The organism is Caballeronia sp. LjRoot29 (assembly GCF_964252755.1).
Taxonomy (GTDB): domain Bacteria; phylum Pseudomonadota; class Gammaproteobacteria; order Burkholderiales; family Burkholderiaceae; genus Caballeronia.
The window spans coordinates 1-25,927 of the sequence record NZ_CAXUPU020000014.1 but is presented as its reverse complement, the minus strand read 5'-3'; the positions used below and the strand labels follow the sequence as shown (position 1 = coordinate 25,927).

The window sequence follows — 25,927 nt, the reverse complement described above, 5'->3', positions numbered from 1 at the left end:
ACGGGTTTATATCGCTTATGTTCAATGTCGTACTGGTCGAACCTGAAATCCCGCCGAATACCGGCAACGTGATCCGGCTGTGCGCCAATACCGGCGCGCGCCTGCATTTGATCGAACCGCTCGGTTTTCCTCTCGACGACGCCAAGATGCGTCGCGCCGGACTCGACTATCACGAGTACGCGCAGATGCATGTCCATGCGAACTGGGACGCTTTTCTCGCAAAGGAAGTCCCCGACGCCAGCCGCATGTTCGCCTTCACCACGCGCGGCTCAACGCCATTTTTCGGGCATGCATTCAAAGCGGGTGACTGGTTTGTCTTCGGTGCCGAAACCCGGGGCTTGTCGGACTCAGTGCTTGGGCAGTTCACGAACGAGCGGCGCGTGCGTTTGCCGATGCGGCCCGGGAACAGGAGTTTGAATTTATCGAATACGGTGGCAATCGTGACGTTCGAAGCGTGGCGTCAGACAGGGTTCGAGGGCGGCGAATAGTTCTCGACTTTCCCCGCGCCCACGAGAACCCTCACTCCGCTTTTGCGTCCCGGCTCAGCAGCGCGTGAACCGCGTCGCGCGGGGCGACGTTTTCGAATAACACGCGACACACCGCGTGCGTAATAGGCATTTCGATGCCGCGAGACTCCGCCAGCGCCAGCACGGCACGCGCGCAGCGCACACCCTCGGCCACATGACCGAGCGCGGCGAGAATGTCGGTAAGCGAACGGCCTGTTGCCAACTGCATGCCGACCGTGCGATTGCGCGACAGGTCACCCGTTGCGGTGAGAATCAGGTCGCCGAGCCCGGTCAGGCCCGTGAAGGTTTCCGCACGGCCGCCAAGCGCGACACCGAGCCGCGACATTTCGGCGAGTCCGCGCGTAATCAGCGCGGCCCGGGCGTTCAGGCCCAGGCCGAGTCCATCGGCAATGCCGGTTGCAATGGCCAACACGTTCTTTACTGCGCCGCCCACTTCAACGCCAATTACATCGTCGCCGGTGTAAATGCGCATCGCGCCGTGATGAAACGCGGCAACGGTCCGCTCGCCCAGCGTGACCGATGCACTCGCGATCGTCAGCGCCACAGGCAAACCTTCCCCAACTTCACGCGCGAAGCTCGGCCCGGAAAGGGTGCCGTTGCTCGCTTGCTCCGGCAGTTCGGCCGCGACCACCTCGTTCGGCAGACATTGTGTGTCGGCTTCAAAACCTTTGCACAACCAGACGATATGCGCAGGAACAATGCCGAGTTCGCGCATGCTGCGGCATAACGCACGCAACCCGGCTACCGGAGCGGCAACCACGCACAGGGCATCTTCGGCGGCGCCGTGGGCCAGTGCTGAAGCGAGATTGGGGTCGTACTGAAGCGCTGCGGGCAGCGTGATGCCGCGCAGGTAACGCTCGTTTTCGTGCGAATGTGACAAGGACTCGATGAGCGCACGATCGCGCGCCCAGAGCACCGTGGGGTGGCGAGTGGCCAGATGACCAGCCAGCGCGGTGCCCCACGCACCGGCGCCGAGAACGGCTACTTGCATGCCCGGCTCCGGAATATGCGGGATTTAGTTCAGCGTCGCGCCGTTGGCCACGCCTTCCTGAGCTGCCGACAACTGCGAAATACGTTGTTCGTACAGCGCCTGGAAATTGATCTCGGCGAGGTGAATCGGCGGGAAACCGGCGCGGGTGATGGCGTCGGCAATGTTCGAGCGCAAATACGGGAACAAGATGGTCGGGCACGCAATGCCGACCAGCGGATCAACTTGATCAGCGGGAATGTTGCGGATATCAAAAATACCGGCTTGCTTGGCTTCGATCAGGAACGCGACCTTGTCCGCGACCTTCGCGGTCACCGTGCCCGTGACCAGCACTTCGAACACGCTTTCCGCCAAGCGCTCGGCCTTCACGTCCACTTCTACCTCAACCGACGGCATTTCCTGCTCGAGGAAAATGCCCGGCGAATTGGGCTGCTCAAGCGACATGTCCTTCAAGTAGATGCGCTGGATGTTGAAGAACGGCTGGTTGTTGTCGTCAGACATGGTTGATTCCCTTGATTATTTAATGTGCCGCTCGTGGTTTTTCCGGTTTTTTCCGGCTAAAAACCACGGGCAGCTTAATTGCGCAGCGAATGCATACAGGCCGACGCGCCCGGCCCGATGATCCGCTGCTTGTTCAGGCGGCTTCGAGCAGCGGCACCAGGCCGCCTTTGCGATCGAGCGCGGACAGATCGTCGTAACCGCCAACATGCGTCTCGCCAATGAACACCTGCGGCACCGTGCGGCGGCCCGTGCGCGTCATCATTTCTTCACGCCGGGCCGGATCACGGTCGATCAGCACCTTCTCGACGTTTTCCACGCCGCGCGACTTTAGTAGACGTTCGGCCATCTGGCAATACGGGCACACCTGCGTGCTGTACATGATCACTTTATTCACTTTACCGCTCCTTGTTTCACGACCGGCATGCCGGCTTTTTGCCAGGCATCCAGCCCGCCTTGCAATACGTGGACCTCGGCGTAACCGGCATCGCTCACGATCTGGCTCGCCTTCTGGGACTGTTGGCCGGTCTGACATACGAGCAAGACCGGATTGCTCTTATTCTTCGCGATTTGGCCAATTTTTGCTTGAAGCTCCGAAATTTCGAAGTTTCGCGCCGCCGGCAAATGCCCCTTCGAATACTCGGCGGCCGGCCGCACGTCGATCACGGAGGCGTTGCGCCGGTTGATCAGTTGAATAGCCTCGGGCGCGGAAACCCCTCCGCGGCCACGCCGGACAATCGTCGGCCAAAGCAGCAACCCACCAGAAATGAGGGCGACGGCGATAAGAACAAGGTTGGTGTAATCGGTGAAAAACTTCACGTCGGGACCGCCGGATTGGGATTGTGGAAAAATGAAAGGTCGAAAAAAATCGGGACAATCCGGTCATTATAAAATAACCGTCCTCCGCGATGGACTCGGCCGATCGGCTGAGTTGCGTCAGAACGCGTTGCCGCACAGAATCGATGCCAGTTTCCTGCTTTTTTGCCGCTTCCTAACTAACCGACCTCTCAACGGACATCATGTACAAGCTAGTGCTCATCCGCCACGGCGAATCCACGTGGAACAAGGAAAACCGATTCACAGGCTGGGTCGACGTCGACCTGACAGAACAAGGCACCCGCGAGGCGCAACAGGCGGGGCTGCTGCTGAAGGAAGCCGGCTTCAGCTTTGACCTGGCCTACACATCGGTGCTCAAGCGCGCGATCCGCACGCTCTGGCACGTGCAGGATCAGATGGACGAAATGTACTTGCCCGTGGTCCATTCGTGGCGGCTGAACGAGCGGCATTATGGCGCCCTCTCCGGCCTGAACAAGGCTGAGACCGCGAAGAAATACGGCGACGAGCAAGTGCTGATCTGGCGCAGGAGCTACGACACGCCGCCGCCTGCGCTCGATCCTTCCGACGAACGCACGGCGTTCAACGACCCGCGTTACGCAAAAGTGCCGCGTGAACAGTTGCCGCTGACCGAATGCCTGAAGGACACGGTCGCCCGCGTCATGCCCATCTGGAACGAGTCCATCGCGCCGGCTATCAAATCGGGCAAGCGTGTGCTGATTGCGGCACACGGCAATTCCATGCGCGCGCTGATCAAGTACCTGGACGGCATTTCCGACGACGACATCGTCGGGCTGAACGTCCCGAACGGCGTGCCGCTCGTGTATGAACTCGACGAAAACCTGAAGCCGATCAAGCACTATTATCTCGGCGACCCGGAAGCGATTGCCAAGGCGCAGGCGGCAGTGGCGAAGCAAGGGAAGGCGGGCTAAGGCTGTTGTTCTGTTGTTTCGAGAATGGCCGGCGGTCGCGGGTGCTTTGATCTCGCGCCGGTGACCGCGGGCTTGAAACAGCGTCCAATGTTTTTTTCGCTGTGCACGTCGCTCGTGGTGTTCTCCGGATGTATCGCACAGAGATCGGCCGCGCGAGGTCTCGTGTTGGCTCGAATGCGCCACCCGTGATTTATGCACCCCGCCCCGCGGCGTGGCTTATGGCGACGGCAACCTGCGCCTTCGCGCTTTCGGCCGGCACGTCCAGATTAATCAGCATCCGGGCAAGCGCGCGGATTCGCCATTCCGCCAGCTCACAGGCATTTATCGTACAAACGCATGAAAAAAGGGTATGCGATCTCATGCTTTGCGGATCACCTTTAAACCGGGCCCGACTTTTGCGGCCGTATACCGGTTTGGAAACCGCCGCACATTAAAAGAACCCCGCCCATCCATTTCCCGGCGAAGCCCTTTAAGCTGCGTTTAAGTCGTGGTCCGAGGCTTGCAGTTATACTGCCCAGTCAACCACGACGCAGCCTAATCCGCTTCCGACCGCAACAGACTCTATGCGAAAGAACCTGAAAAACATCGGCCTGATCGCCGCGGGCCTTGCTACCGGCGCATTTGCAACGCTGCAACTCTCCGCATCTGCCCAGCAAGCCGCCACCGCGCCTCTCCCGCTCGATCAATTGCGGTTGTTTGCCGAAGTATTCGGGCAAATCAAGCATGAATACGTCGAGCCGGTCGACGATAAAAAGCTTCTCACCGCGGCCATCAAAGGCATGGTGTCGAGCCTAGATCCGCATTCGTCCTATCTCGACAAAACCGATTACGAAGAGCTTCAGGAGCAGACCAAAGGTCGCTTCGCGGGCCTTGGTATCGAGATTTCGTCGGAAGATGGCTTGATCAAGGTGATTTCGCCTATTGAAGATACGCCGGCGTTTCACGCCGGCATTCGTCCGGGCGACCTGATCACCCGCATCAATGACAAGCCGGTACGCGGCATGACGCTGGATAACGCCGTCAAGCAAATGCGCGGCGATCCGGGCACCAAGGTCACGCTGACCATTTTCCGCAAGACCGACGACCGGACTTTCCCTGTCACGGTTACGCGCGCAATCATCCGCGTGCAGAGCGTGAAGATGAAGGTTCCGGCGCCAGGTTACGGCTACATCCGGATCACAAGCTTCCAGGAACGTACCGTGCCGGATCTCGCTGCAAAGCTGCAGGATCTCGCGCGCCAGCAGCCAGACCTGAAGGGCCTCGTGCTTGATCTGCGTAACAACGGCGGTGGTTTGCTGCAGAGCGCGGTCGGCGTAGCCGGCGCGTTCCTGCCGGACAACGCGGTGGTGGTGTCGACGAACGGACAAATTGCGGACGCGAAGCAAACCTTCCGCGACACCTACGACAACTATCGCCTGCCTTCCTTCGACTCCGATCCGCTGAAGAACCTCCCGGAAATCTTCAAGAAGGTGCCCATGGTCGTGTTGACCAATGCGTACTCGGCGTCGGCTTCCGAGATTGTCGCGGGTGCGCTGCAGGATCATCATCGCGCATTGATTGTCGGCAAGACCACGTTCGGAAAGGGTTCGGTGCAAACCGTCCGGCCGATGACCGCTGACACCGCGCTGCGCCTGACCACGGCGTATTACTACACGCCGAGCGGCCGGTCGATCCAGAACAAGGGCATCCGCCCGGACGTTCCGGTCGATCAATACGCTGAAGGTGATCCGGACGACGCGCTCGTTACGCGCGAAGTGGATTATTCGAACCACTTGGCCAATACGCAGGATCCGAACGAGAAGAAGGAACAGGAAGCGCGCGAAGCGGACCGGCTCGAGCAACTGCGGATTCTTGAAGAACAGAACGACAAAAAGACGCCGGAGCAGCGCCGCAAGGATCGCGAGCGTAAGCCTGTTGACTTCGGCACGGCTGACGACTTCATGCTCACGCAAGCGCTGAACAAGCTTGAAGGCAAGCCGGTTCAGGAATCGAAGTCTTATTCCGAACGGAAACTGGCGCAGGATAAGCCGGCTCCATCGGCTTCGGCTCCTATCGTTGTCAAGCCAGCGTTGCCGGCTACGCCAGGGGCAGATGCAACGCCTGCGTCGGGCGCACCGGGTGCAAACGCTACGCCGGCGCCGGCATCCGCACCGGCCGCCGCTTCGGCTGCACAGTAAGTTTTGTCCAGGTTTCGGTTGGCGCGGGCTTTTCTGCGCCAACCGATTCTCAACAGCAAGCTGCAAGCACCAAAGAATCCGCATCAGTCTCTTCCGGCACACCCTGAGTGTCGCGCCAGTTTTCCCTCTGCCCCTCAGCTTCACCCCGGCATACCATGATTGCATTGGAACCGGGAGTAGACGCCCTCCATGGGACCCGCAATGCCGCAGTGCCGGAGTACGCGCTGATCAAGCGCTAACGCCAACTCTCCTCGACACGCGCTTAAAATGGCAATTTCACGCGATCGCACGCCTGCTTTCTGCTGCCAGGCGTTCCGGTCGTAGCCTACTTGAGCGCTCGATGAACGACGATCAGCTTCTCCGTTATTCCCGGCATATCCTCGTCGATGAAATCGGCATTGAAGCGCAACAGCGCTTCCTCGATGCACACGCCATCATCATTGGTGCGGGTGGTCTCGGATCTCCGGCTGCGATGTACCTGGCCGCAGCCGGTGTGGGCGAGATCACGCTGGTCGATGCCGATACCGTCGACCTCACCAATCTCCAGCGCCAGATCCTGCACACCAGTGCATCGGTTGGTGAACCAAAGGTGGATTCTGCCCGCGCTACGCTCGCGGCGCTCAACCCCGGCGTAAAGGTCACCACGGCCGCCGTTCGCGCCGATGCCGCGTGGCTCGACGCAAACGTCCCGAAGGCCACCGCCGTACTCGATTGCACCGACAACTTCGCCACTCGCCACGCCATCAACGCCGCCTGTTTTGCCCACGGCGTGCCGCTCGTATCAGGCGCCGCGCTGCGCTTCGATGGCCAGATCAGCACCTTCGACTTTCGCTCCGCCGAATCGCCCTGCTACGCCTGCGTGTTCCCGCCGGACGAAGCGTTCGAGGAAGTCGCGTGCTCGACGATGGGTGTCTTCTCGCCAACGGTCGGCATCATCGGCGCGATGCAGGCGGCCGAGGCGTTACGCGTGATTGGCGGTTTCGGTACGACGCTGCAAGGCCGCCTGATGATGCTCGATTCGTTGCGCATGGAATGGAACACGATGCGCATTACGCGACAGGCGACCTGCCCGGTTTGTGGAACGCACGCACAGGAATAGTTTGTTCACGGGAACGGACATCGCCCCTTCACTTGCCAAGCGAACGTCTATTCGCGCCGCCGTCTCAAATTTAAGAGTTCTCCAATTTGCCTGAGGGTTCGGCCGACTTATCGTGGTCGCATCACTTATCAACGCTACTGGAGCAACACGTGAGCGAGACAGCACACCCCAGCACCCAACGCGGCCGGATTGAAACCGAATTCGCGCGGCCCGGCGCACTCGCCCTGAGCGGTCCGGAAGGCATCCTCTACGACTTCAACTACGGTTGCCGCGTACAAGTGCCAGTCGATGGCTGGCGTGTCCGCATGACCGATCTCGATACATTCAACGTCCTCTTGGATGAAGCGGTGGAAGCAAACGCCGTGATCACGAGCCGACGCAAGTACTTCGTGCGCTTCCTGCTTGAAGTATTCGACGGCTCGCGGCTCGTGTTTTCCCATTCGTACAACGCAACCGGCAAGAAGGTTTTGCTACGCATGCACGCGCTGGCACTGGGCGATTCGCTCGCGTGGGTGCCGGTTATCGATGCATTCCGCAAGCAACATGACTGCGAGGTTTCCCTCCCTTTGCCAGCGCATTTGCAGCCGCTTTTCCGCGATGGTTATCCGGACCTGAACATCGCGACCGAGGTTGAACTGGACCGCCAGAACGGTACGTACTACGCGACGTATTACCTTGGTCTGCTGAAACCATTCTCTGAACGCGATCACCAGCCCACCGATCCGCGCGTCAGCAACATGCAGGACATGATCGCGTATCTGCTGGGCGTGCCTTGCGAGGAACGCCGGCCGAATGTGGTGATAGAAAACAAGACGCGCACGATTGCCGAACGTTATGTATGCATCGCGACGCAATCCACCGCGCAATGCAAGTACTGGAACAATCCGCGCGGCTGGCCGACGCTGATCGAGCATTTGAAAACGCTGGGTTATAGAGTGTTGTGCATTGACCGCGACAAGCAATACGGCAACGCGGAATACATGAACCTGATGCCGGAAGGCGCCGAGGATTTCACCGGCAACCGGCCGTTGCAGGAACGCATGAGCCTGTTGCATCACGCGGATTTCTTTATCGGATTGGGGAGCGGACTATCGTGGCTCGCATGGGCAGCCCGTACGCCCGTGGTCATGATCAGCGGCTTCTCGCATCCATCGACCGAGTTCCGCACGCCGTATCGCGTGATCAATTTCCACGGCTGCAATAGCTGCTTCAACGACACGACCACCGAGTTCGATGCCCAGAATTTCGCCTGGTGCCCCCGCCGCTTCGACAAGTCGCAACCGTTCCAATGCACGGCGGTGATCACCCCTGAGTTCGTGATGCGCGTCGTCGATAAACTCATCGCCGAGCGCAGCCTTATACAAACTCAAACTCAGGCTCAGGCCTTCTGAAGCACGGCCAGCGACGCGAGCAACTCCGCGGGTTCATACGCGGCGAGCACGTCCGCGACCGGCTTTTGCAACGCCTTCAGATCCGCCCGCAGGATCTCTTGCTTGACCACGAGCAACTGGCTTGGGTGCATCGAAAACTCGGTGAGGCCCATGCCGAGCAGCAAGCGCGTCACGGAAGGATCGCCGGCCATTTCGCCACAGACGGAAACCGGGACGCCCGCCGCTTTCGCTTCACGCAACGTGAACGCGATCAAGTGCAACACCGCGGGATGCAAGGGATCGTAAAGATGCGCGACGGCGTTATCGGCGCGATCGATGGCAAGCGTGTACTGGATCAGGTCGTTGGTGCCAATCGACAGGAAATCCAGCCGCTTCAGGAACAGCCGCACGGCAATCGCGGCCGCCGGAATCTCGATCATCGCGCCGACCTGGATGTTGCGATCGTAGTCGATCCCCGCGTCGTCAAGTTGACGCTTCGCTTCGTGAATCAGGTCGAGCGTCTGGTCGATTTCCTGCGCGTGCGCGAGCATGGGGATCAGGATCTTCGCCCGGCCGAACGCCGATGCCCGCAAGATTGCCCGCAATTGCGTCATGAACATCTGCGGCTCGGACAAGCTCCAGCGGATCGCTCGCAAGCCAAGTGCCGGGTTCTGCGCGGTCTCGTAACCGTCGCCGCCGCTCATGGACTCAAGCGGCTTGTCCGCGCCCACATCGATCGTGCGAATGGTCACCGGACGGCCCTTCATCAGCTCGATTGCACGCCGGTAGGCCGCGAATTGCTCCTCCTCTTCCGGCAACTCGTCCTTGTGGTTCATGAACAGGAACTCGCTGCGGAACAGGCCTACGCCCATTGCGCCCGCGTCGAGCGCGGTCTTGGCGTCGTCGGGTAATTCGATGTTCGCGCACAAGTCGATCTTCGTGCCGTCCAACGTTTGCGTCGGCGAGAACTTGAGGCGCTGCAGCTTGCGCTGCTCAAGCACCTTCTCGCTCTGCCGGTACGAATACTCTTCCAGCACGATCGGCGCCGGATCGACGATCACAATGCCGTGATCCCCATCCACGATGATCAAGTCGTTCTGCCGGATCAACGCGCTCGCCTGCTGCACGCCGACCGACGCGGGAATGCCGAGGCTGCGAGCCACAATAGCCGTGTGGGAGGTGCGGCCGCCGAGGTCCGTCACGAATCCCTTGAACGCCTGGGTCTTGAACTGCAGCATGTCGGCGGGCGCGATGTCATGAGCGACCACGATCATGTCGTTGTGGCCGTTGGTGGCCGCGCCATCGACGACGAGCGTAGCGGTGGACGGTGCGCCGGCCAGCGCTTTGAGAACGCGCTCCACGACTTGCTGAATATCGGCCTTTCGCTCGCGCAGATATTCGTCTTCGATATCGTCGAAATGGCGGCTCAGGATTTCAAGCTGTTCGGTCAGCGCCCACTCTACGTTGTAGCGGCGCGTACGCACGAGATCGATGGTTTCGTGAACGAGCATGGCGTCGTTCAGGATCATGGAATGGACGTTGATAAACGCGCCCATCTCGCTGGGCGCATCCGCAGCCAGGTCGTCGCGCAGAGCGTCCAGCTCCGCGTGAACCTGCGCCTGCGCTGCGTGAAAGCGTTCAATTTCACTGTCGATGCGATCCGGTTCAACCAGATAGTGGTCGACATCGAGTGCAGCCGCCGCGATCAGATACGCGCGGCCGATAGCGATACCACGCGAAACGGGAATTCCATGCAGCGTGAACGACACGCGCACCTCTCTCTAGTTATGGGTGTCTCACGGTTTTGTCGATCACCGGCTGGCGATGCGAGTCCGCGCACCATTATAAATTCGAACGCGATTTGACACCCTTCGCGCTGCAGCAAGTTTCTGTCACAAAACGACGCAGTTTATTGCGCCCTATGTCACCCGTCGTCCAGTCTGCGGACACAAAAAAGCCGCGTCGATGCGCGGCTTTTTCTGAGTGCTGCAGGCAGGACAAGGTCATTGTCCTTCGCCAAATTTATCTGCGATAAGCGCAAGGATGGCCTTCATGGCTTCGGCTTCATCGGAGCCTTCGGTTTCTATGGTCACCGTGCTGCCAATTCCCGCCGCAAGCATCATGACGCCCATGATGCTTTTCGCGTTGATCCGGCGGCCGTTGCGGCTCATCCAGATCTCGCATTGAAAGTTTCCTGCCATTTGTGTGAGCTTGGCTGAAGCACGCGCGTGCAGCCCCAGCTTGTTCACGATAGTTGTTTCCTGTTGCAGCATGATGCTCCGGGCGCTAAGTGAGATGGCTGACGCGATGCAGCCGGGTCATTTCTTTTCCAACGGACTTTTAACGTGCGGCCAGTATGCTGCCAGCAAGCCGGCAAATGGGCATCAACGCCACCTGCTGACTCAGTGAGCTTCCGCCTTGGCCGGTATCTTGGCCGGCATGCAACTGGTCGCGGCAACGCCTGCAGCGCAACTACTCACGGCGGCCGCCGCAGCGGCTGCGGCGCTGGCCATTGCGCAAGGATTGGCGGGCGTCGAGGCATCGAGTTCCTGAATGCCCTTCGATCCCCCTTGCAGCGATTTTTCAGCCAGCGTGTCGAGCGGCGTGGTCCTGTAGCAGACAGCGCGGACCAGCATGGGCAGATTGACGCCGGCAAGTACGCGAACGCTGTTGCTTGCCAGGCTTTGCGCGATATTCGCAGGCGTTGCGCCGAATACGTCGGTCAGGACGATCGCACCGTTCTCTTCCTTCAGACGGTCGATTTCGGAGCGCGCAAACGCCCGAACTTCCACGGGATCGCAATCCGGCTTCACATCGATCACGCCAATGCGCGCGGGCAAACCGCCGTAAATGTGGGTAATGCACTCACGTAACGCCGAAGCGAACGGAGCGTGAGCAATGATTAGAATGCCAGCCATGTCAGAGTGTGCTGCCCCAAAAACGACGAGATACGTCGGAAATCGTGGGAACCTGCTGTTATATATGCGATTGCGGCGCCAAATACTGCACAAACATTGCAAAACGCGACTGCAACATCGATCCGGGTGCAAAACGGTCAACGAGCGTCTATACGTAAGCTTAGTCGGATTTTGCACGCAATGCGCAGCGTTTTGCGCTGCAGCAAGTTTCCACTTCAATTTCGGGGCCGGATCGCGCCACGAAACGAATCTCATGAGCGGGAGATTGTAACAGTCTGGGAGAAATCAACAGCCGGGCTGCCTCTTCGACAGCCCCCTCTAATTTTCCCGCTTTCCCGCTTGAGAGCGAAGCCTGTTGCTAGGCTGCAGCCGCTCGTTCCAACGCATCGATGAACATGCCGGCGACATCGAAACCTGTCTGGTCCATGATTTCGCGGAAGCACGTCGGGCTGGTCACGTTCACTTCGGTCAGATAGTCACCGATGGCATCGAGTCCAACCAGCAGCAAGCCGCGATTGAAAAGCGTCTGACCCAGCGTTTCCGCAATCTTGCGATCGTTCTCGGTGAGCGGTTGCGCGACGCCCAAACCGCCGGCAGCCAGATTGCCGCGCACTTCGTTGCCTTGCGGAATCCGGGCAAGCGAATACGGCACGGGTTGGCCGCCGATCAGCAGGATACGTTTGTCGCCATCGGTGATTTGCGGGATGAACTTCTGCGCCATGACGCTGCGCGCGCCGTTGTCGCTAAGCATTTCCACGATCGTGCCGAGGTTCATGCCATCAGCCTTCACGCGAAACACGCCCATGCCGCCCATGCCGTCGAGCGGCTTCAGGATCACATCGCCGTGTTCGGCGTGGAAAGCGCGCAGGCGCGCGGCATCGCGTGTCACCAGCGTGGGCACGACGAACTCCGGCCACTCGCCAATCGCCAACTTTTCCGAGTGATCGCGGATCGCGCTTGGCTTGTTGAAGATGCGTGCGCCGGTGCGCTCCGCCAGTTCCAAAAGCCACGTGGACGTCACGTATTCCATGTCGAACGGCGGGTCTTTGCGCATCAGGACAGCGCCGAAATGCTTGAGGTCGAGGATCTCCGGCGCGGCGGCTTCGTGCCACGGCGAGCGCGCCGAATCCGCTTCGTCGCCGACGATGGTTATGCGCTGAACCGTCCCCTCGACCTTGCCGTCAACCCACGCCAGATGCTGCGGCTCGCACGCGTAGATCGTGTGTCCGCGACGCGCGGCTTCGGCCATCATCGCGTAGGTCGTGTCTTTGTAGATCTTGAAATGATCGAGCGGATCGGCGATAAAAAGGATATCCATAAGCGTCCAGAGCGGCCGTTCGGCCTTGATTGATTCAAGAGGTGGCGGCAGACCGCAGTCTGCAATACGCGATTTTTAACACGTCGCGCAGGTTCGCGCCTGAAGTGCAAAACGGCCGCAACTTCGTGCGGCCGTCGTGATGGGTTGAAGCTTAGACCTGAATGGCTTCGGGATCGGTCTTTTCCAGTTCCACCGATGCCGCGAGCAACCCCAGCCTTGCCACCACGCCATACATATAGAAGCGGTTCGGCGGCGCGGCGCCCGGCTTCGCGTGGGCGTCGGGCAAGGCCGTGTGTTCGAAGCCGAGCGGCACGAAATGCATGCCCGGCGCGTTGAGGTTCTGGTCGCGGTTGCGCGAATCATGCACACGATAAAACCCGCCGACCACATACCGGTCGATCATATAAACCACCGGCTCGGCGACCGCGTTTTCCACGCGCTCGAACGTATGCACGCCTTCCTGGACGATCACGTCGTGGACTTCGAGACCGTCCTTCGCGTCGTTCATCTTCACGCGTTCACGTTTGGTCAGCGCGGCGACTTCGCACGCGTCGTGCACCGTCATGACACCTTTGCCGTAGGTGCCGGCATCGGCTTTGATCACGACATACGGCTTCTCGCTGATTCCGTACTCCCGATATTTCTTCGCGATCTTCTTCAACACGCCATCGATAGCATCCGCCAGCGCTTCCTCGCCGGTCCGCGCCTCGTAATCCACGCCTTCCACGTGCGCGAAATAGGGGTTGATCATCCACGGATCGATCTCGACAAGCTTCGAAAACTTCTTCGCGACGTCGTCATAACACGCAAAGTGATTCGACTTGCGGCGCACGGCCCAGCCTGCATGCAGCGGCGGCAGCAAGTATTGCTCGTGGAGATTTTCCAGCACCGGCGGAATGCCGCCGGACAAGTCGTTGTTCAGCAGGATCGAGCAGGGATCGAAGTTTTTCAGGCCCAGCCGGCGCGGCGTGCGTTCAAGCGGTTCCAGGACGATCTTCTGCCCGTCGGCCAGCGCGATAGTGACAGGTCCGTGAATATTTTCATCGAGCGTGCCGAAGCGGATATTCAACCCGGCCTGACGCATGATGGTCGCGAGCCGCGCAACGTTCTCGAGATAAAACGCGTTGCGTGTATGACGCTCGGGGATCACGAGCAGGTTTTTTGCGTCGGGACAGATCTTTTCGATCGACGCCATCGCGGCCTGGACGGCGAGCGGCAGCACTTCCACCGGCAGGTTGTTGAAGCCGCCGGGGAACAGGTTGGTATCGACGGGAGCGAGCTTGAAACCGGCGTTGCGCAAGTCTACCGAGCAGTAGAACGGCGGAGTGTGCTCTTGCCACTCCAGCCGGAACCAGCGTTCGATGGACGGCGTCGCGTCGAGTATCTTCCGCTCGAGATCGAGCAAGGGGCCGTTTAAAGCCGTAACGAGGTGCGGAACCATTGATGACTCGCGGACTTAAGAGGAAAGATTGTAGAGCAAACGCCTCACGTATTTGGGTATGAACTCCCTTTTCCCAAGCCTATTCGCACGGTTCGTGCCGCTGCTTGCATCAATCCTGCCTGCCGGAAACCGTTACCTCGTACAAAATCGGAACAAAAAAATGCCCGCCGGTCAGTGGGCGGGCAAAATCGCTGCGCTTGTCTCGGAGTCGTGCTTAAAGCCTGCGCACGATGATAGGGACGACGCCGCGGCCTCTCGCGCCGGGCATCGCCCAAAACGAAAACTTCTTATTCGACGTGCTCGCCATGCAGTGTCACGTCGAGGCCTTCACGTTCCTCTTCTTCTGTGACACGCAGACCCATGACCATGTCGATAACCTTCAACAAGATGAAGCTGACCACGCCGCTGTAGACCAGGGTGGTAAGCACGCCCTTGGCTTGCAGCAGGATGCTGCCGTCCGCGCCGCCGATGTCCTTGACCGCGAAGATGCCGGTCAGGAGCGCGCCGAGAATACCGCCCACGCCGTGGACGCCGAACGCGTCGAGCGAATCGTCGTAGCCGAGCTTCGTCTTGAGCCACGTTGCCGACCAGAAGCAGACCACGCCAGCCGCAATACCGATCACGATCGCGCCGGTCACGCCGACGAAACCCGAAGCCGGCGTAATGGCCACCAGACCGGCCACCGCGCCCGAGATGATGCCGAGCACCGAAGGCTTACCCTTGGCCAGCCATTCGGCGAACATCCAGCCGAATGCGGCAAATGCGGTAGCGATTTGCGTCGTCAGCATTGCGAACCCGGCACGGCCATCAGCCGCCACTGCCGAACCCGCGTTGAAACCGAACCAGCCGACCCACAGCATGGAAGCACCAATCAGCGAGAGCACGAGGTTGTGCGGCGCCATGACTTCGCGGCCGTAACCGACGCGCTTGCCGAGCACCAGACAGCACACCAGGCCTGCGATACCGGCGTTGATGTGAACCACCGTGCCGCCTGCGAAGTCCAGGATGCCAGCGGCCGACAACCAGCCCGTCGGTTCCCAGACCATGTGCGCGATCGGCGAGTAGACGATGATCGTCCACAGTCCCATGAAGACCAGCATCGCGGAGAACTTCATCCGGTCGGCGAACGCGCCGGCGATCAGCGCCGGGGTGATGATCGCGAACGTCATCTGGTAGACGAAGTAGACCGATTCCGGAATCGTCGGAGCCAGATGGCTGACGGTCAGGGTGGTCGCCTTGTCGCCGTGGATGTAGTTCATGCCGTGCAGGAACACCCGCGAGAAGCCGCCGATGAACGCGTTACCCGGCGTGAACGCAAGGCTGTAGCCCACCACGGTCCAGAGGATCGTGACCAGGCAGCAGATCGCGAAGCTCTGCATCACGGTCGCGAGCACGTTCTTCTTGCGGACCATGCCCGCGTAGAAAAGCGCCAGGCCCGGGATCGTCATGAACAGCACGAGGGCGGTGGAAGTCAGCATCCAGGCGGTATCGCCGGAATTGATCTTCGACGAATCAACAGAGAACGGTTCCGTCGGTGCGGCAGGTGCGGCTGCGGCATCGGATGCGCCGGAAGCCGGAGCGGCCGCCGATGCTGCGTCAGCGCCCGACGCCGGGGCCGCGCTGGCGGTATCCGGTGCGCTGGCAGGCGCTGCTGCGGTCGTGTCTGAGGCCGCGGCGGATGCAGCCGCTGGCGCGGACGCATCCTGCGCCATCACGGTGCCGGCGCTGACTCCCAGCAGCGACCCCGCCATCAACAAAGACATCAATAATTTACGCATTCTGCTGTTTCCTCTTATCGCCGTGTCTTTTTTTAGAGAGCGTCCGCGCCGGTCTCACCGGTGCGAATGCGAATGACTTGTTCAATCGGGGTGACAAAGATCTTGCCGTCGCCGATCTTGCCCGTGCGGGCGGCACGCTCGACCGCTTCGATCGCCTGGTCGACGATGTCGTCGGAAACCGCTGCTTCGATCTTCACTTTCGGCAGGAAATCGACCACGTACTCGGCGCCGCGATACAGCTCCGTGTGGCCCTTCTGGCGGCCGAAGCCTTTCACCTCGGTCACGGTGATGCCCGAGACGCCAATAGCCGACAATGCTTCGCGTGCTTCGTCGAGCTTGAACGGCTTGATGATTGCGGTAATGAGCTTCATTTATCCCTCGCTGTGTGTCGAACAGAGCTGGCGCTTGAGCGCCTTAATCTGGTCCGATGCCGGTTCCCTCGCTGCTTCATGCCCGTCGCGAGCGGCGTCTGTTGCGCCGCGCCGCGTTATCGACCGCCCGGAAAAGCGCGCACGGACAAGGCCCGGGGCACATATGCAACTCGTATGCCATGCGCGTGTCCGCAGCCTGCTGATTGGCTCGAAAGGCATGGTGTGCGTGGGGTAGACCGGATGGCCAGCAACGCTTGCGTTCGCTGGCGCGCACCGTGGAACGTTGCTAGAGTGCTCGCAAGGTTCAGGCAAACGGACAAGTTCCAAAGCGCAGAAACATGCTGCGCGGATGTGCCGCCGTTCTCGTGGTGCGCGAGAAAGCGCACCAAAACGGATCATCCGGTTTGCCGGAGCACTGAGCTAACAATGAATGCACTTATATGGTGCGCAAGAGGAAATCTGCATGAAACAGCCGAACGACGTATTCAATGACTTCCAGGCCAAGATGAGCGAATTGCTTAAGAATTCGCCGGCAAAGGACATTGAAAAGAATATGAAAGCCATGCTGTCCCAGGGCTTTTCGAAACTGGACCTGGTGACACGCGAAGAATTCGATACTCAGACGCAAGTGCTCGTCCGCACGCGCGCCCGGCTCGAGGAACTGGAACAACGCGTCGCGAAACTGGAAGCGAAGCTGGGCGGCGGACCATCGTCGTCTTCGTCGAGTTCGTCCAGCGTCCAGGACTAACGTCCGGAAGTTCTAAAGCGTGTCATAGGCTAAGCGAGCCGTGATGTTGGGTCATTAAGCCGGCGCCTCGAATCATCGAGGCAACGGCAGCGGGGAAAAATCATGTCGCTTGCCGTGGTGCGCAGCCGCGCGCCCGCCCCTGGGCGCGCGCCCGAGGTGACCGTCGAGGTTCATCTCGCCAATGGATTACCTTCGTTTTCAATCGTCGGCCTGCCCGATCTCGAAGTTCGCGAAAGCCGCGAGCGAGTGCGCGCAGCACTCCAGAATTGCGGTTTCGATTTCCCGGTTCGACGCATCACCGTCAATCTCGCCCCCGCCGACCTGCCTAAGGAGTCTGGCCGTTTCGACTTGCCAATCGCATTGGGCATTCTGGCGGCGAGCGGCCAGATTCCGGCCGAGGCGCTGCTGCATCGGGAGTTCGCCGGAGAGTTGTCGTTGACCGGTGCACTGCGCCCCATGCGCGGCGCGTTCGCCATGGCCTGTGGTGCAGCGCGTCAGTATGCGCGCGCCGGGTCGGGGTCGGGGTCGGGGTCGGGGTCGGGGTCGGGGTCGGGGTCGGGGTCGGGGTCGGGGTCGGGGTCGGGGTCGGGGTCGGGGTCGGGGTCGGGGTCGGGGTCGGGGTCGGGGTCAGCGCTCGAAGGCGGGTCCGTTCGCGAGTCCGATCCCCGCATGCCCGAAATCTATCTGCCCCTGGGAAGTGCAGCGGAAGCGGCGCTGGTGCCGGGTATCGATGTATTCGGCGCTTCTGATCTGCCCGCTTTGTGTGCACATCTCAGCGGTTCAGTCGATGGCCGTCTTACGCCCATCCGCGGCGCAGCGCCCGATTCCCCGCTGCGCAAGCGCGCGCCGTTGCCCGATCTCGTCGATGTGATTGGCCATCCCGGCGCACGCCGCGCGCTCGAAGTTGCGGCAGCCGGTGGACATCATCTGCTGATGGTCGGGCCGCCCGGCGCGGGCAAGTCAATGCTCGCCGCCCGGCTACCCAGCCTCCTTCCGCCCATGACCGATGACGAAGCGTTGTCGTCGGCGGCCATTCTCTCCGCGAGCATGCTCGGATTTTCGCCCTCTCAATGGCGCCAGCGGCCGTTTCGCTCGCCGCACCATTCGTCGAGCTCCGTTGCGCTAGTTGGCGGTCGCAATCCGCCGCAACCCGGCGAAATCACGCTGGCGCATCTAGGCGTTCTTTTTCTCGACGAACTGCCAGAATTCGATCGGAAAGTGCTTGAAACGCTGCGCGAACCGCTGGAGGCTGGCCGCATCACGATTTCGCGCGCCGCGCATCAGGCTGATTTTCCGGCGGCGTGTCAATTGGTCGCAGCCATGAATCCCTGCCCGTGCGGCTGGCGCGGCGATCCGAACGGCCGATGCCGCTGCACGCCTGATGTCGCCACGCGTTACCTGCGCAAACTGTCCGGGCCACTGCTGGATCGCATCGATATCCAGATCGAACTGCCCGCCCTGTCGCCGGCGGAATTGTCGGGGAGAAAGGCATCCGTCGGCGAAACCAGCGCCGTCGTGGCGCGGCGCGTTGCTATCGCGCGCGACCGGCAACTCGAACGGCAAGGCAAGACGAATCGTGAGCTGGACGGCCGTGAAGTGGACGCCGTCTGCCAACTCGATGCCACCGGCGAAGCCCTGCTTCGCGAGGCCGGCGAACGATTTGGCTGGTCAGCGCGGGCGTATTACCGCGTGCTGAAAGTGGCCCGCACGATCGCCGATCTCGCGGCGGCGGATTCGCCGACCGCGGCGCACCTCGCCGAAGCGATTCAATATCGACGGGCATTTACGACCGCATAATCCACCGCCGCGTTGCAGCCCTCACAAAAAAGAAAATCGCCTGTCAAGACTTGACTTATGCACACTGCAACGTTCTGCGTTTCCCTAACATCTGATCAAACACTGATTTTGGCAATGATCAGCAGACCATTGATTTAATTAACTATTTTCGGGTGCACTGATTCAAGGCAAAGTAAGGAAAGCCGCGTCAGACGGGCACTTGGCGAGGCTCCCGTGAGGTTTTCCACAAAGTTATCCACAGCCTCTGTGGATAGTTCAAAAAACTGAGACAAATCCTAGTTTTAGCTGAAAATGCTTGTGCGATTTCTCATGCGCGAAACGTTTGCTGCGTGTCGTTCAATTTGAGAAATAGGCGCGAATGAATGCATGCGGTTTAGGGCAAATATTTAGAAAAGTTTGAACGAGGAAAAAAACTGGTCGATTTGATCGGGCGGCGGGGCCTTGGTCGAGACGATCGCGACCTGGTATGCGTGATTCCCTTTGGCGATGAAACGCGCCCGGATCTGACGCGTTTCGCTTTTTTCGGTGTTGCCGCTCGTGCCGCTGACGGTGATTTCCGCGCCGGACAAACGTCCTCCGGCCGCCACTTCGATATCCACCGGGTGCGCAGCGGGCGCGGCGTTGAGATTGCGGGCCAAGCCTTGCTGAAGAAAATCGAGCGCGGCGCGCTGGGTCGCGGGGTCGGCATCGGGCAGGTCAACCGTACCGACGGCGAATACCGCGTCGCCAGCTTCGGCCGTCTGCATCTTCATGTGCATGGGCTTGCCGGCAATGTCGATATCGCGGGCATCGGAGCGCGGCTTCGCCGGGAAGGTGACTTCGTAGGCGTCGTCGTTGTTCTGGATCGTGCGCCAGTCGTAGGACGGCGTGCACGCCAACAGCGCGCCGGCGGTGATCAAGAGCGTGGTGGCCGAAGCGGCCGATTTGAGCAACGTGCGCGGGGAACGCCCGGCGGTATCAAAAACAGCGCGCTTCAAGGCGCGGGGAAAAGATCGGATCATGAGAAAGCTGCGGGGAAAAGCGTGATTATCCGCTGCCGGTGCTGAAACCGTCGCCGGCGACCAAAGTGGCAGCGTTCGAACGAGGCGGCGCCCTGTCTTCCAAACAGCTCACGGCAAGGCTCAGGCAGCCATCGGCAAAACGCCTTTTCAAGATTGGGGCTAAAATGCGGTCCATCCAGTCAAGCTGGCGTCGTTGCGAATTTGCCAACTACGGATCGGGTACGAACCCAGTACGAACCGAGCACGCTCGAGGTTTCCATGTCAGAGAATTCACAGGTTTCACCGGGGCGCAGCAAGAGCCCGCTGCGCTACGTCGTGATGGCGATTGTCGCGGGCGTGATCGCGTGCACCGGCTATTTTGCGTTCGGCGGTCAGCAACGTGTTCCGGACGCGACGTTCACGTTGTTGTCGGGCCAGAAGATATCGACATCGACGGATCTCAAGGGCAAGGTCTACCTGATCAACTTCTGGGCGACCGATTGCGAAACCTGCATGAAAGAGATGCCGGCGATGGTCGACACGTATAACCGTTTCAAGGGCCGCGGCCTGGAATTCGTCGCAGTGGCGATGAAATACGACGCGCCAATGTACGTCACCAACTACGCGCAGACGCGCAACCTGCCGTTCAAGGTCGCCATGGACGACGGCAGCGCAGCAAAGCAGTTCGGCAACGTGCAACTGACGCCGACTACGTTTGTCGTGGATAAGGACGGCAAGATCTTGAAGCGCTACGTCGGCGAGCCGACGTTCGCAGAACTCGACGCGCTTCTCGACAAAGCGCTGAACGCAGCCTGAAGTCGCCGAGAGCACACGCGTTACACGAGCAAAACAAAAACGCCCGCCGATTCATCGGCGGGCGTTTTTGTTTATGGCGAGCGTAACGATACGCAGAAAATCCTAGCGCTCAGCCTCACCCTTCGCCGCCAGCCCATAACGCTTGATCTTCTCGTAGAGCGTAGCCTTGCCGAGCTGCAACCGATCGGCTGCGGCAGCCACCACGCCGCCGCACTGCTCCAGCGCCTCCCCGATCACCGCACGTTCAAACTGCTCCGTGCGCTCCTTGAGCGATTGCGTGGCGGCATCGAGCGGAACGCCTGTTTCGTCGATGATACCCAGCACCATCCGGTCCGCCGCGTTGCGCAGTTCGCGCACATTGCCCGGCCAGTCGCGCTGCATCAGTTCTGCTCGCTGGCGATCGCTGAGCAATGGCGCGGGGCGCTCGTATCGCACGGCGGCATCGAGCAGAAAATGCTCGAACAACGGCACCACGTCTTCGCGGCGTTCAGCAAGCGGCGGCAGCGTGATCGTCACCACGTTCAGCCGATACATCAGGTCGCGCCGGAACGTGCCCGCCGCGACGTGCTCGGCCATATCGCCCTTCACGGCGGCGATCACACGGCAATTCGCGCGGATCGGCTGATTCGAGCCAAGCCGCTCCAGCACACCGTCCTGCAGCACCCGAAGCAATTTCACCTGCAGCGCGAGCGGCATGCTTTCGATCTCATCGAGGAACAGCGTGCCACCCGACGCATGTTCGAGCTTGCCGATGCGGCGTTTCTGCGCGCCGGTGAACGCGCCGGCTTCGTAGCCGAACATCTCCGACTCGAACATCTGCTCGGGCAACGCGCCGCAATTCACCGCGATAAACGGCTTGTCCCGGCGCGGCGACAAGTCGTGCAGACTGCGCGCGATCAGTTCCTTGCCGGCACCGGTGTCGCCGTTGATCAGCACGGAGGCGTCGGTGGGCGCTACGTTGGCGATCAGCTTGCGCACCTGTTCAATCGCCGGGCTGCGTCCGATGATCCTTGGCGCCACGCTGCTTTGCCCGGCGAGTTCGCGCCGCAGCGCGCGATTCTCCAGCACGAGCGTGCGCCGTTCCAGCGCGCGCCGGACCGCTTCAATCAAGCGCTCCGACGCGAATGGTTTTTCGATGAAATCGTAGGCGCCGTCGCGCATGGCCTGGACGGCCATCGAGATATCGCCGTGGCCTGTCACGAGGATCACCGGTACTTCGGGCGCGCGTTCGTGGCATTGAGCCAGAAGGTCGAGACCGCTCGCGCCCGGCAGGCGGATATCGCTCACGATCACGCCGGGGAAACTGGCATCGATCAGACGCGACGCGCCCTCCACGCTGCCGAATGCGGTCACCTCGAAGCCCGCGAGCTGAAGGCTTTGCACGCTTGCGCGGCGCACCAGTTCATCGTCTTCGATGAAGATCACCTGAAGGCCTGTGGTCATGGGTTTCTACTCCTGCGTCGTGTTGCTGCTTTCAGCGTGAATCGCCTTTGTGCCCCGGCATTTTCCCAGCAAGCGAAGCGTGCTGGTGCGCCGGTCACGCGCGATGCAGCGTAATCACGAATTCTGCGCCGTGCGAGCGATCCGCGTCGGCCTGCGTGCCGCCTTCGGGCCCATCCACTTCCATCTGCGGGATCAGATTGCGCGCGACCAGCGTGCCGCCGTAATCCCGTGCGATAGCCGATGAAATCGCCAACCCCAAACCCAATCCGTGGCCCATTTCCTTCGTCGTGAAAAACGGCTCGAAAAGGCGCGGCAGGACGTCGGGTGGAATGCCCGGACCGTTGTCGCGCACGACGATGTCGACGGTCCTTTCATGCCTCATCAATTCGATTTCGATACGCGGCACATCGCACGCGGCCACCGCGTCCAGCGCGTTGCCGATCAGGTTGATCAGGATTTGCTCCAGCCGCAGGTCTTCACAGCGCACGTAAAGCGGTGGACTGGAATCGGCTCGTTCGTTGGCGTTGAAGGCGAGCGCCACGTTTTTCATGCGCGGTTGCAACATGGCGAGCACGTTGCGCAATGCGCGACCGACATCGGTACGCGCGTTTTTCGGACGGGCCTTCGATACAAACAATTTCAGCTGATTCGTGATCTTTCCCATTCGCTCGGTCAGCGCGGCGATCGCCTCTAGATTCTCATGCGCCGCCACGTGATCGCCGCGCTCGATCAGCACGCGGGTGTTGTCGGAGAAACTGCGCAACGCAGCGAGAGGCTGGTTCAGCTCATGCGTGATGCCCGCCGCCATCTGTCCGAGCGCCGCGAGTTTGCTCGCCTGGATCAGTTCGTCGTGCGCGGCGCGCAAGTCCTGTTCGGCCCGCGTGCGCTCGCTCACCTCCTTGGTCAGCAACGCGTTCGCCTCCGATAAATCCGCCGTCCGCTCAGCCACGCGTTCGTTCAACTCGGCATAAGCGGTCTGCAACAACGCGCGGCTGCGGATCATTTCGCGTACCCGCGCACGGCGCATGCGCCAGTAGAACGCGAGCAAACACAGCGACACAAACACCAGCGCCGTCACGATGGTCGCGCTCCACGCGGCATCGACTGCCGGATCGAGTGAGACCATGGTCATCAAGTGCCAATCGGGCTCGCCCAGCGCGCGCTGCGTGGCGAGGAAACTCGGCGCATCACGGCCGCCGCCCACGCGCACGATTTGCGCGCCGCCTTCGAGCGTGCGCACGACGGTCATCGGCAACGCGGTGATCGGATGCTGCGCGTACTGCCGCGCGGAATAAACCGACGCTTCGATATCCTTAGGCAGCGGCCGCAGCGTGTGATATTTCCACGCCGGCACGGACGACAGGAAGATCACGCCGTGATCGTCGGTGACGAGAAGCGGCTCGGAAGCATCGGCGCCTTGCAGCCATTCGAGATTCAGCTTGACCACCGCCACGCCGATAATCTCGTGCGTACCTTCTTTGAGTACGGGTTGCGAGATGAAATAACCGGGCTCGCGCGAGATGGTGCCCAGTCCGAAAAAGCGGCCGGTCCCGCCTTTGACGGCATCGACGAAATATGGCCGGAACAGGTATTCCGCTCCCACGAAACTATCCGGGCCGTTCCAGTTGCTTGCCGCCACGCAGCGCCCGTTCGACTGGATGATGTAGGTCGCGGTGGCGCGCGCGCGCGTGTTGAGGTCGGCGAGATAATGGTCCGCGCGGGCGGCGAATTGCGGGTTCGGATCGGCGAGAACTTCCTGCACGAACGGATGGCGCGACAGCAGATAAGGCAGATATTCGTAACGGTCGAGCGTGCTTTTCAGCTCGGCCGTCGTGCGGTCGACGCGCGCCGCCGCGTTTTGACGCAAGGTGTCGAGGCCACGCTGCCACGCGATGCTCCACGTCAGCGTGCACGCGCCGGCGAGCGCAGCGAGAAGAATCAGGAAAACGATCAAACGCCGCGTCACGTGAACGGGTTCCAGACGATGGAGACCCCCGATTGTGGCACGCACCGCTTCGAATGCGTTGTCGGCCGGCGTCTTCGCGACAGTCCCCGTAAACGGACGCGGCGAAGCATCCGCCACCGAATGCTTCGCCGCTTTCATTGCTGTTGATCCTGATTCGCGTGAATAGGCGTGAATGGAAGTATCGGGTAAGCAGCGCGCGTAGATAAGCCGCTGCTTCGCCCGATCAGGACACGGTTTCGGCTTCGGTATCCACTGCGCCGTGCTTGAGCTGATCGCGCAGCTTGTTGCGGTCCAGTTCCTTTTCCCATGCCGCGACAACCACCGTCGCCACACCGTTACCCACGATGTTCGTCAACGCGCGGCACTCGCTCATGAAGCGGTCGATGCCAAGGATCAGCACCATGCCCGACAGCGGGATGGTCGGCACCACAGCCAGCGTTGCAGCCAGCGTGATGAACCCAGCGCCGGTCACGCCGCTTGCGCCCTTCGACGTCAGCATGGTCACCGCGAGCAGCGTCAGTTGCTGCGTCCACGTGAGGTCCGTATTCGTCGCTTGGGCGATGAACAGCACGGCCATCGTCATGTAGATGTTGGTGCCGTCGAGGTTGAACGAATAACCGGTCGGCACCACGAGACCGACGACCGAGCGCGAGCAGCCGAGCTTTTCGAGCTTGAGCATCAGTTGCGGCAAGGCGGCTTCCGACGAGCTCGTGCCCAGCACGATCAGCATTTCTTCCTTGATGTACGCGACGAAGCGGAAGATGTTGAAGCCCACCATGCGTGCAATCGCGCCGAGCACGACGACCACGAACACGATCGATGTCAGATAGAACGTGCCGATCAGTTTGAGCATGGGCACCAGCGAGCCGATGCCGTACTTGCCGATGGTGAACGCCATTGCGCCGAACGCGCCGATCGGGGCCAGCTTCGTGATGATGCGCACGATGCCGAACAGGATGTGCGACAAGCCTTCGATAAAGCTCGTCACCACGCGGCCTTTCTCACCGGCGGTAGCCAGCACCGCGCCGAACAGCAGCGCGACGAGCAGGATCTGCAGGATTTCGCCTTGAGCGAATGCCGACGAGATCGTGTCCGGAATGATGTGCATGAGAAAGTCGGTGGTCGTCTGGCCGTGCGCCTTCGCGGCGTACGAGGCGACTGCCTTGGCATCCAGCGTAGCCGGATCGATGTTGAAGCCAACGCCCGGTTTCAGCAGGTGCGTTGCGGCCAGGCCGAGCACGAGCGCGAAGCTGGAGACGACTTCGAAGTACAGCAGCGCCTTGCCGCCCACGCGCCCGACCTTCTTCATGTCTTCCATGCCGGCAATACCGGTCACGACCGTACAGAAGATGATTGGGCCGATCACCATCTTGATGAGCTTGATGAAGCCATCGCCAAGCGGTTTCATCTCGGTGGCGAGCGCGGGATAGAAATGCCCGAGCGCAATGCCGATGGCAATCGCCAACAGCACCTGCACGTACAGGACTTTATAAAAAGGTTTCTTGACGGTTGTCACAGTGGTTCCGGGCATGGTCGGCGAGTCGCAAAAGGGTGAGACAAAAACGCGCCGGCGCTAGGTTGCGGCGATGCGCGTCTGGCGTCGGCAAAATCAGATCAAGCTGGATGGGATGGGGTGCATCGAGTCGTCTCCCTGTCTTTTTTGTGGGCTGTCTGGCCTGCCCTTCATATTGCAAGGTCGATGCCAGTTTTTGACTCGGGTTTAGCGTTGATTTTTAAGGGTTTTTTGTTGACAAGAAGCGGTCAAAATCCGTGTTTCCGGAATTCGGGAATGACATCGTCCGACCATCCAGACGGCATTCGGGTTATCCCTGAGACGCTTTATCTACGGGCTTTCCCGAGGTTTTTGGGGTGTTTGGTACGGCGGTCAGTGACGTGATGCGTTCCGGCCGATTGGAGAGGTTTAGA

General features: G+C 60.6%; 23 protein-coding genes. 8 read left to right on the top strand and 15 right to left on the bottom strand.

All coding sequences use genetic code 11. The annotated features are described in order from the left end of the window. Positions 1-17: 17 nt before the first annotated feature. Complete coding sequence (trmL, locus tag ACSQ83_RS17025) at positions 18-488, top strand: tRNA (uridine(34)/cytosine(34)/5-carboxymethylaminomethyluridine(34)-2'-O)-methyltransferase TrmL (RefSeq protein WP_436228949.1); 471 nt, start codon at positions 18-20, stop codon at positions 486-488. 31 nt (positions 489-519) lie between these two features. On the opposite strand, the gene ACSQ83_RS17020 is transcribed toward trmL, so the two are convergent. From ACSQ83_RS17020 to ACSQ83_RS17005, 4 genes are all read right to left on the bottom strand, one after another. Beyond that, the gene (locus tag ACSQ83_RS17020; RefSeq protein ID WP_436228948.1) at positions 520-1,518 is read right to left on the bottom strand and encodes an NAD(P)H-dependent glycerol-3-phosphate dehydrogenase; all 999 of its coding nucleotides are present in this window, start codon (positions 1,516-1,518) and stop codon (positions 520-522) included. Between the two features lie 24 nt (positions 1,519-1,542). Then, entirely contained in the window at positions 1,543-2,016 is a 474-nt protein-coding gene (secB, locus tag ACSQ83_RS17015) for a protein-export chaperone SecB (protein WP_414952425.1), read from the bottom strand. A gap of 133 nt (positions 2,017-2,149) precedes the next feature. Next, on the bottom strand, positions 2,150-2,410 hold the full coding sequence (gene grxC / locus ACSQ83_RS17010; protein ID WP_158937140.1) for a glutaredoxin 3: 261 nt from the start codon (positions 2,408-2,410) through the stop codon (positions 2,150-2,152). Beyond that, positions 2,407-2,832, bottom strand: coding sequence for a rhodanese-like domain-containing protein (locus ACSQ83_RS17005; protein ID WP_436228947.1), 426 nt, complete (start codon positions 2,830-2,832; stop codon positions 2,407-2,409). Before ACSQ83_RS17005 ends, grxC begins: the two co-directional genes overlap by 4 nt. Positions 2,833-3,032: 200 nt before the next feature. On the opposite strand from ACSQ83_RS17005, the gene gpmA reads away from it, so the two are divergent. The 4 genes from gpmA to ACSQ83_RS16985 all read left to right on the top strand — a co-directional run bounded on the left by gpmA (position 3,033) and on the right by ACSQ83_RS16985 (position 8,446). Next, a complete protein-coding gene (gene gpmA / locus ACSQ83_RS17000) occupies positions 3,033-3,779 on the top strand; it encodes a 2,3-diphosphoglycerate-dependent phosphoglycerate mutase (RefSeq protein WP_414952423.1) in 747 nt (248 codons plus the stop codon). A 563-nt stretch (positions 3,780-4,342) separates the two neighbouring features. Continuing rightward, positions 4,343-5,956 carry a S41 family peptidase gene (locus ACSQ83_RS16995; protein WP_414952422.1) on the top strand — a complete coding sequence of 538 codons (1,614 nt, stop codon included), beginning with the start codon at positions 4,343-4,345 and terminating at the stop codon, positions 5,954-5,956. A gap of 340 nt (positions 5,957-6,296) precedes the next feature. Beyond that, positions 6,297-7,055 carry a HesA/MoeB/ThiF family protein gene (locus tag ACSQ83_RS16990; RefSeq protein WP_436228946.1) on the top strand — a complete coding sequence of 253 codons (759 nt, stop codon included), beginning with the start codon at positions 6,297-6,299 and terminating at the stop codon, positions 7,053-7,055. Between the two features lie 149 nt (positions 7,056-7,204). Beyond that, on the top strand, positions 7,205-8,446 hold the full coding sequence (locus tag ACSQ83_RS16985; protein WP_436228945.1) for an autotransporter strand-loop-strand O-heptosyltransferase: 1,242 nt from the start codon (positions 7,205-7,207) through the stop codon (positions 8,444-8,446). Here the strand turns inward: ACSQ83_RS16985 and ptsP are convergent. The 7 genes from ptsP to ACSQ83_RS16950 all read right to left on the bottom strand — a co-directional run bounded on the left by ptsP (position 8,434) and on the right by ACSQ83_RS16950 (position 16,251). After that, complete coding sequence (gene ptsP, locus ACSQ83_RS16980) at positions 8,434-10,194, bottom strand: phosphoenolpyruvate--protein phosphotransferase (protein WP_436228944.1); 1,761 nt, start codon at positions 10,192-10,194, stop codon at positions 8,434-8,436. The two genes, ACSQ83_RS16985 and ptsP, sit on opposite strands and share 13 nt — an antisense overlap. A gap of 234 nt (positions 10,195-10,428) precedes the next feature. Then, positions 10,429-10,698: an HPr family phosphocarrier protein gene (locus tag ACSQ83_RS16975; RefSeq protein ID WP_414952418.1), complete on the bottom strand. Its 270-nt coding sequence runs from the start codon at positions 10,696-10,698 to the stop codon at positions 10,429-10,431. A 129-nt stretch (positions 10,699-10,827) separates the two neighbouring features. Further along, on the bottom strand, positions 10,828-11,343 hold the full coding sequence (locus tag ACSQ83_RS16970) for a PTS sugar transporter subunit IIA (protein ID WP_414967131.1): 516 nt from the start codon (positions 11,341-11,343) through the stop codon (positions 10,828-10,830). A gap of 358 nt (positions 11,344-11,701) precedes the next feature. Next, on the bottom strand, positions 11,702-12,661 hold the full coding sequence (gene gshB, locus ACSQ83_RS16965) for a glutathione synthase (RefSeq protein WP_414952416.1): 960 nt from the start codon (positions 12,659-12,661) through the stop codon (positions 11,702-11,704). 151 nt (positions 12,662-12,812) lie between these two features. After that, positions 12,813-14,102, bottom strand: coding sequence for a glutamate--cysteine ligase (gene gshA / locus ACSQ83_RS16960; protein ID WP_414952415.1), 1,290 nt, complete (start codon positions 14,100-14,102; stop codon positions 12,813-12,815). Positions 14,103-14,389: 287 nt separating this feature from the next. After that, entirely contained in the window at positions 14,390-15,880 is a 1,491-nt protein-coding gene (locus ACSQ83_RS16955) for an ammonium transporter (RefSeq protein ID WP_414952414.1), read from the bottom strand. Between the two features lie 32 nt (positions 15,881-15,912). Next, complete coding sequence (locus ACSQ83_RS16950) at positions 15,913-16,251, bottom strand: P-II family nitrogen regulator (protein WP_031364354.1); 339 nt, start codon at positions 16,249-16,251, stop codon at positions 15,913-15,915. Positions 16,252-16,714: 463 nt separating this feature from the next. Between ACSQ83_RS16950 and ACSQ83_RS16945 the strand changes: the two genes are divergently transcribed. Together ACSQ83_RS16945 and ACSQ83_RS16940 are read left to right on the top strand one after the other, a co-directional pair. Continuing rightward, positions 16,715-16,999: an accessory factor UbiK family protein gene (locus ACSQ83_RS16945; protein ID WP_414952413.1), complete on the top strand. Its 285-nt coding sequence runs from the start codon at positions 16,715-16,717 to the stop codon at positions 16,997-16,999. Positions 17,000-17,101: 102 nt separating this feature from the next. Next, positions 17,102-18,796, top strand: a complete 1,695-nt coding sequence (locus tag ACSQ83_RS16940; RefSeq protein ID WP_436228943.1) for a YifB family Mg chelatase-like AAA ATPase — start codon at positions 17,102-17,104, stop codon at positions 18,794-18,796. Between the two features lie 386 nt (positions 18,797-19,182). Here ACSQ83_RS16940 and ACSQ83_RS16935 read toward each other — a convergent pair whose 3' ends face one another. Continuing rightward, a complete protein-coding gene (locus ACSQ83_RS16935; RefSeq protein WP_436228942.1) occupies positions 19,183-19,797 on the bottom strand; it encodes a hypothetical protein in 615 nt (204 codons plus the stop codon). Positions 19,798-20,055: 258 nt separating this feature from the next. Between ACSQ83_RS16935 and ACSQ83_RS16930 the strand changes: the two genes are divergently transcribed. Then, positions 20,056-20,592 (top strand): peroxiredoxin family protein, encoded by a 537-nt coding sequence (locus ACSQ83_RS16930; RefSeq protein WP_436228941.1) that lies wholly within the window; start codon positions 20,056-20,058, stop codon positions 20,590-20,592. 102 nt (positions 20,593-20,694) lie between these two features. Here ACSQ83_RS16930 and ACSQ83_RS16925 read toward each other — a convergent pair whose 3' ends face one another. From ACSQ83_RS16925 to ACSQ83_RS16915, 3 genes are all read right to left on the bottom strand, one after another. Beyond that, positions 20,695-22,035 carry a sigma-54-dependent transcriptional regulator gene (locus ACSQ83_RS16925; protein ID WP_414952410.1) on the bottom strand — a complete coding sequence of 447 codons (1,341 nt, stop codon included), beginning with the start codon at positions 22,033-22,035 and terminating at the stop codon, positions 20,695-20,697. A 94-nt stretch (positions 22,036-22,129) separates the two neighbouring features. Further along, positions 22,130-24,139: a sensor histidine kinase gene (locus ACSQ83_RS16920; RefSeq protein ID WP_436228940.1), complete on the bottom strand. Its 2,010-nt coding sequence runs from the start codon at positions 24,137-24,139 to the stop codon at positions 22,130-22,132. Between the two features lie 85 nt (positions 24,140-24,224). Then, the gene (locus ACSQ83_RS16915; RefSeq protein WP_414952408.1) at positions 24,225-25,532 is read right to left on the bottom strand and encodes a dicarboxylate/amino acid:cation symporter; all 1,308 of its coding nucleotides are present in this window, start codon (positions 25,530-25,532) and stop codon (positions 24,225-24,227) included. Positions 25,533-25,927: the final 395 nt, after the last annotated feature.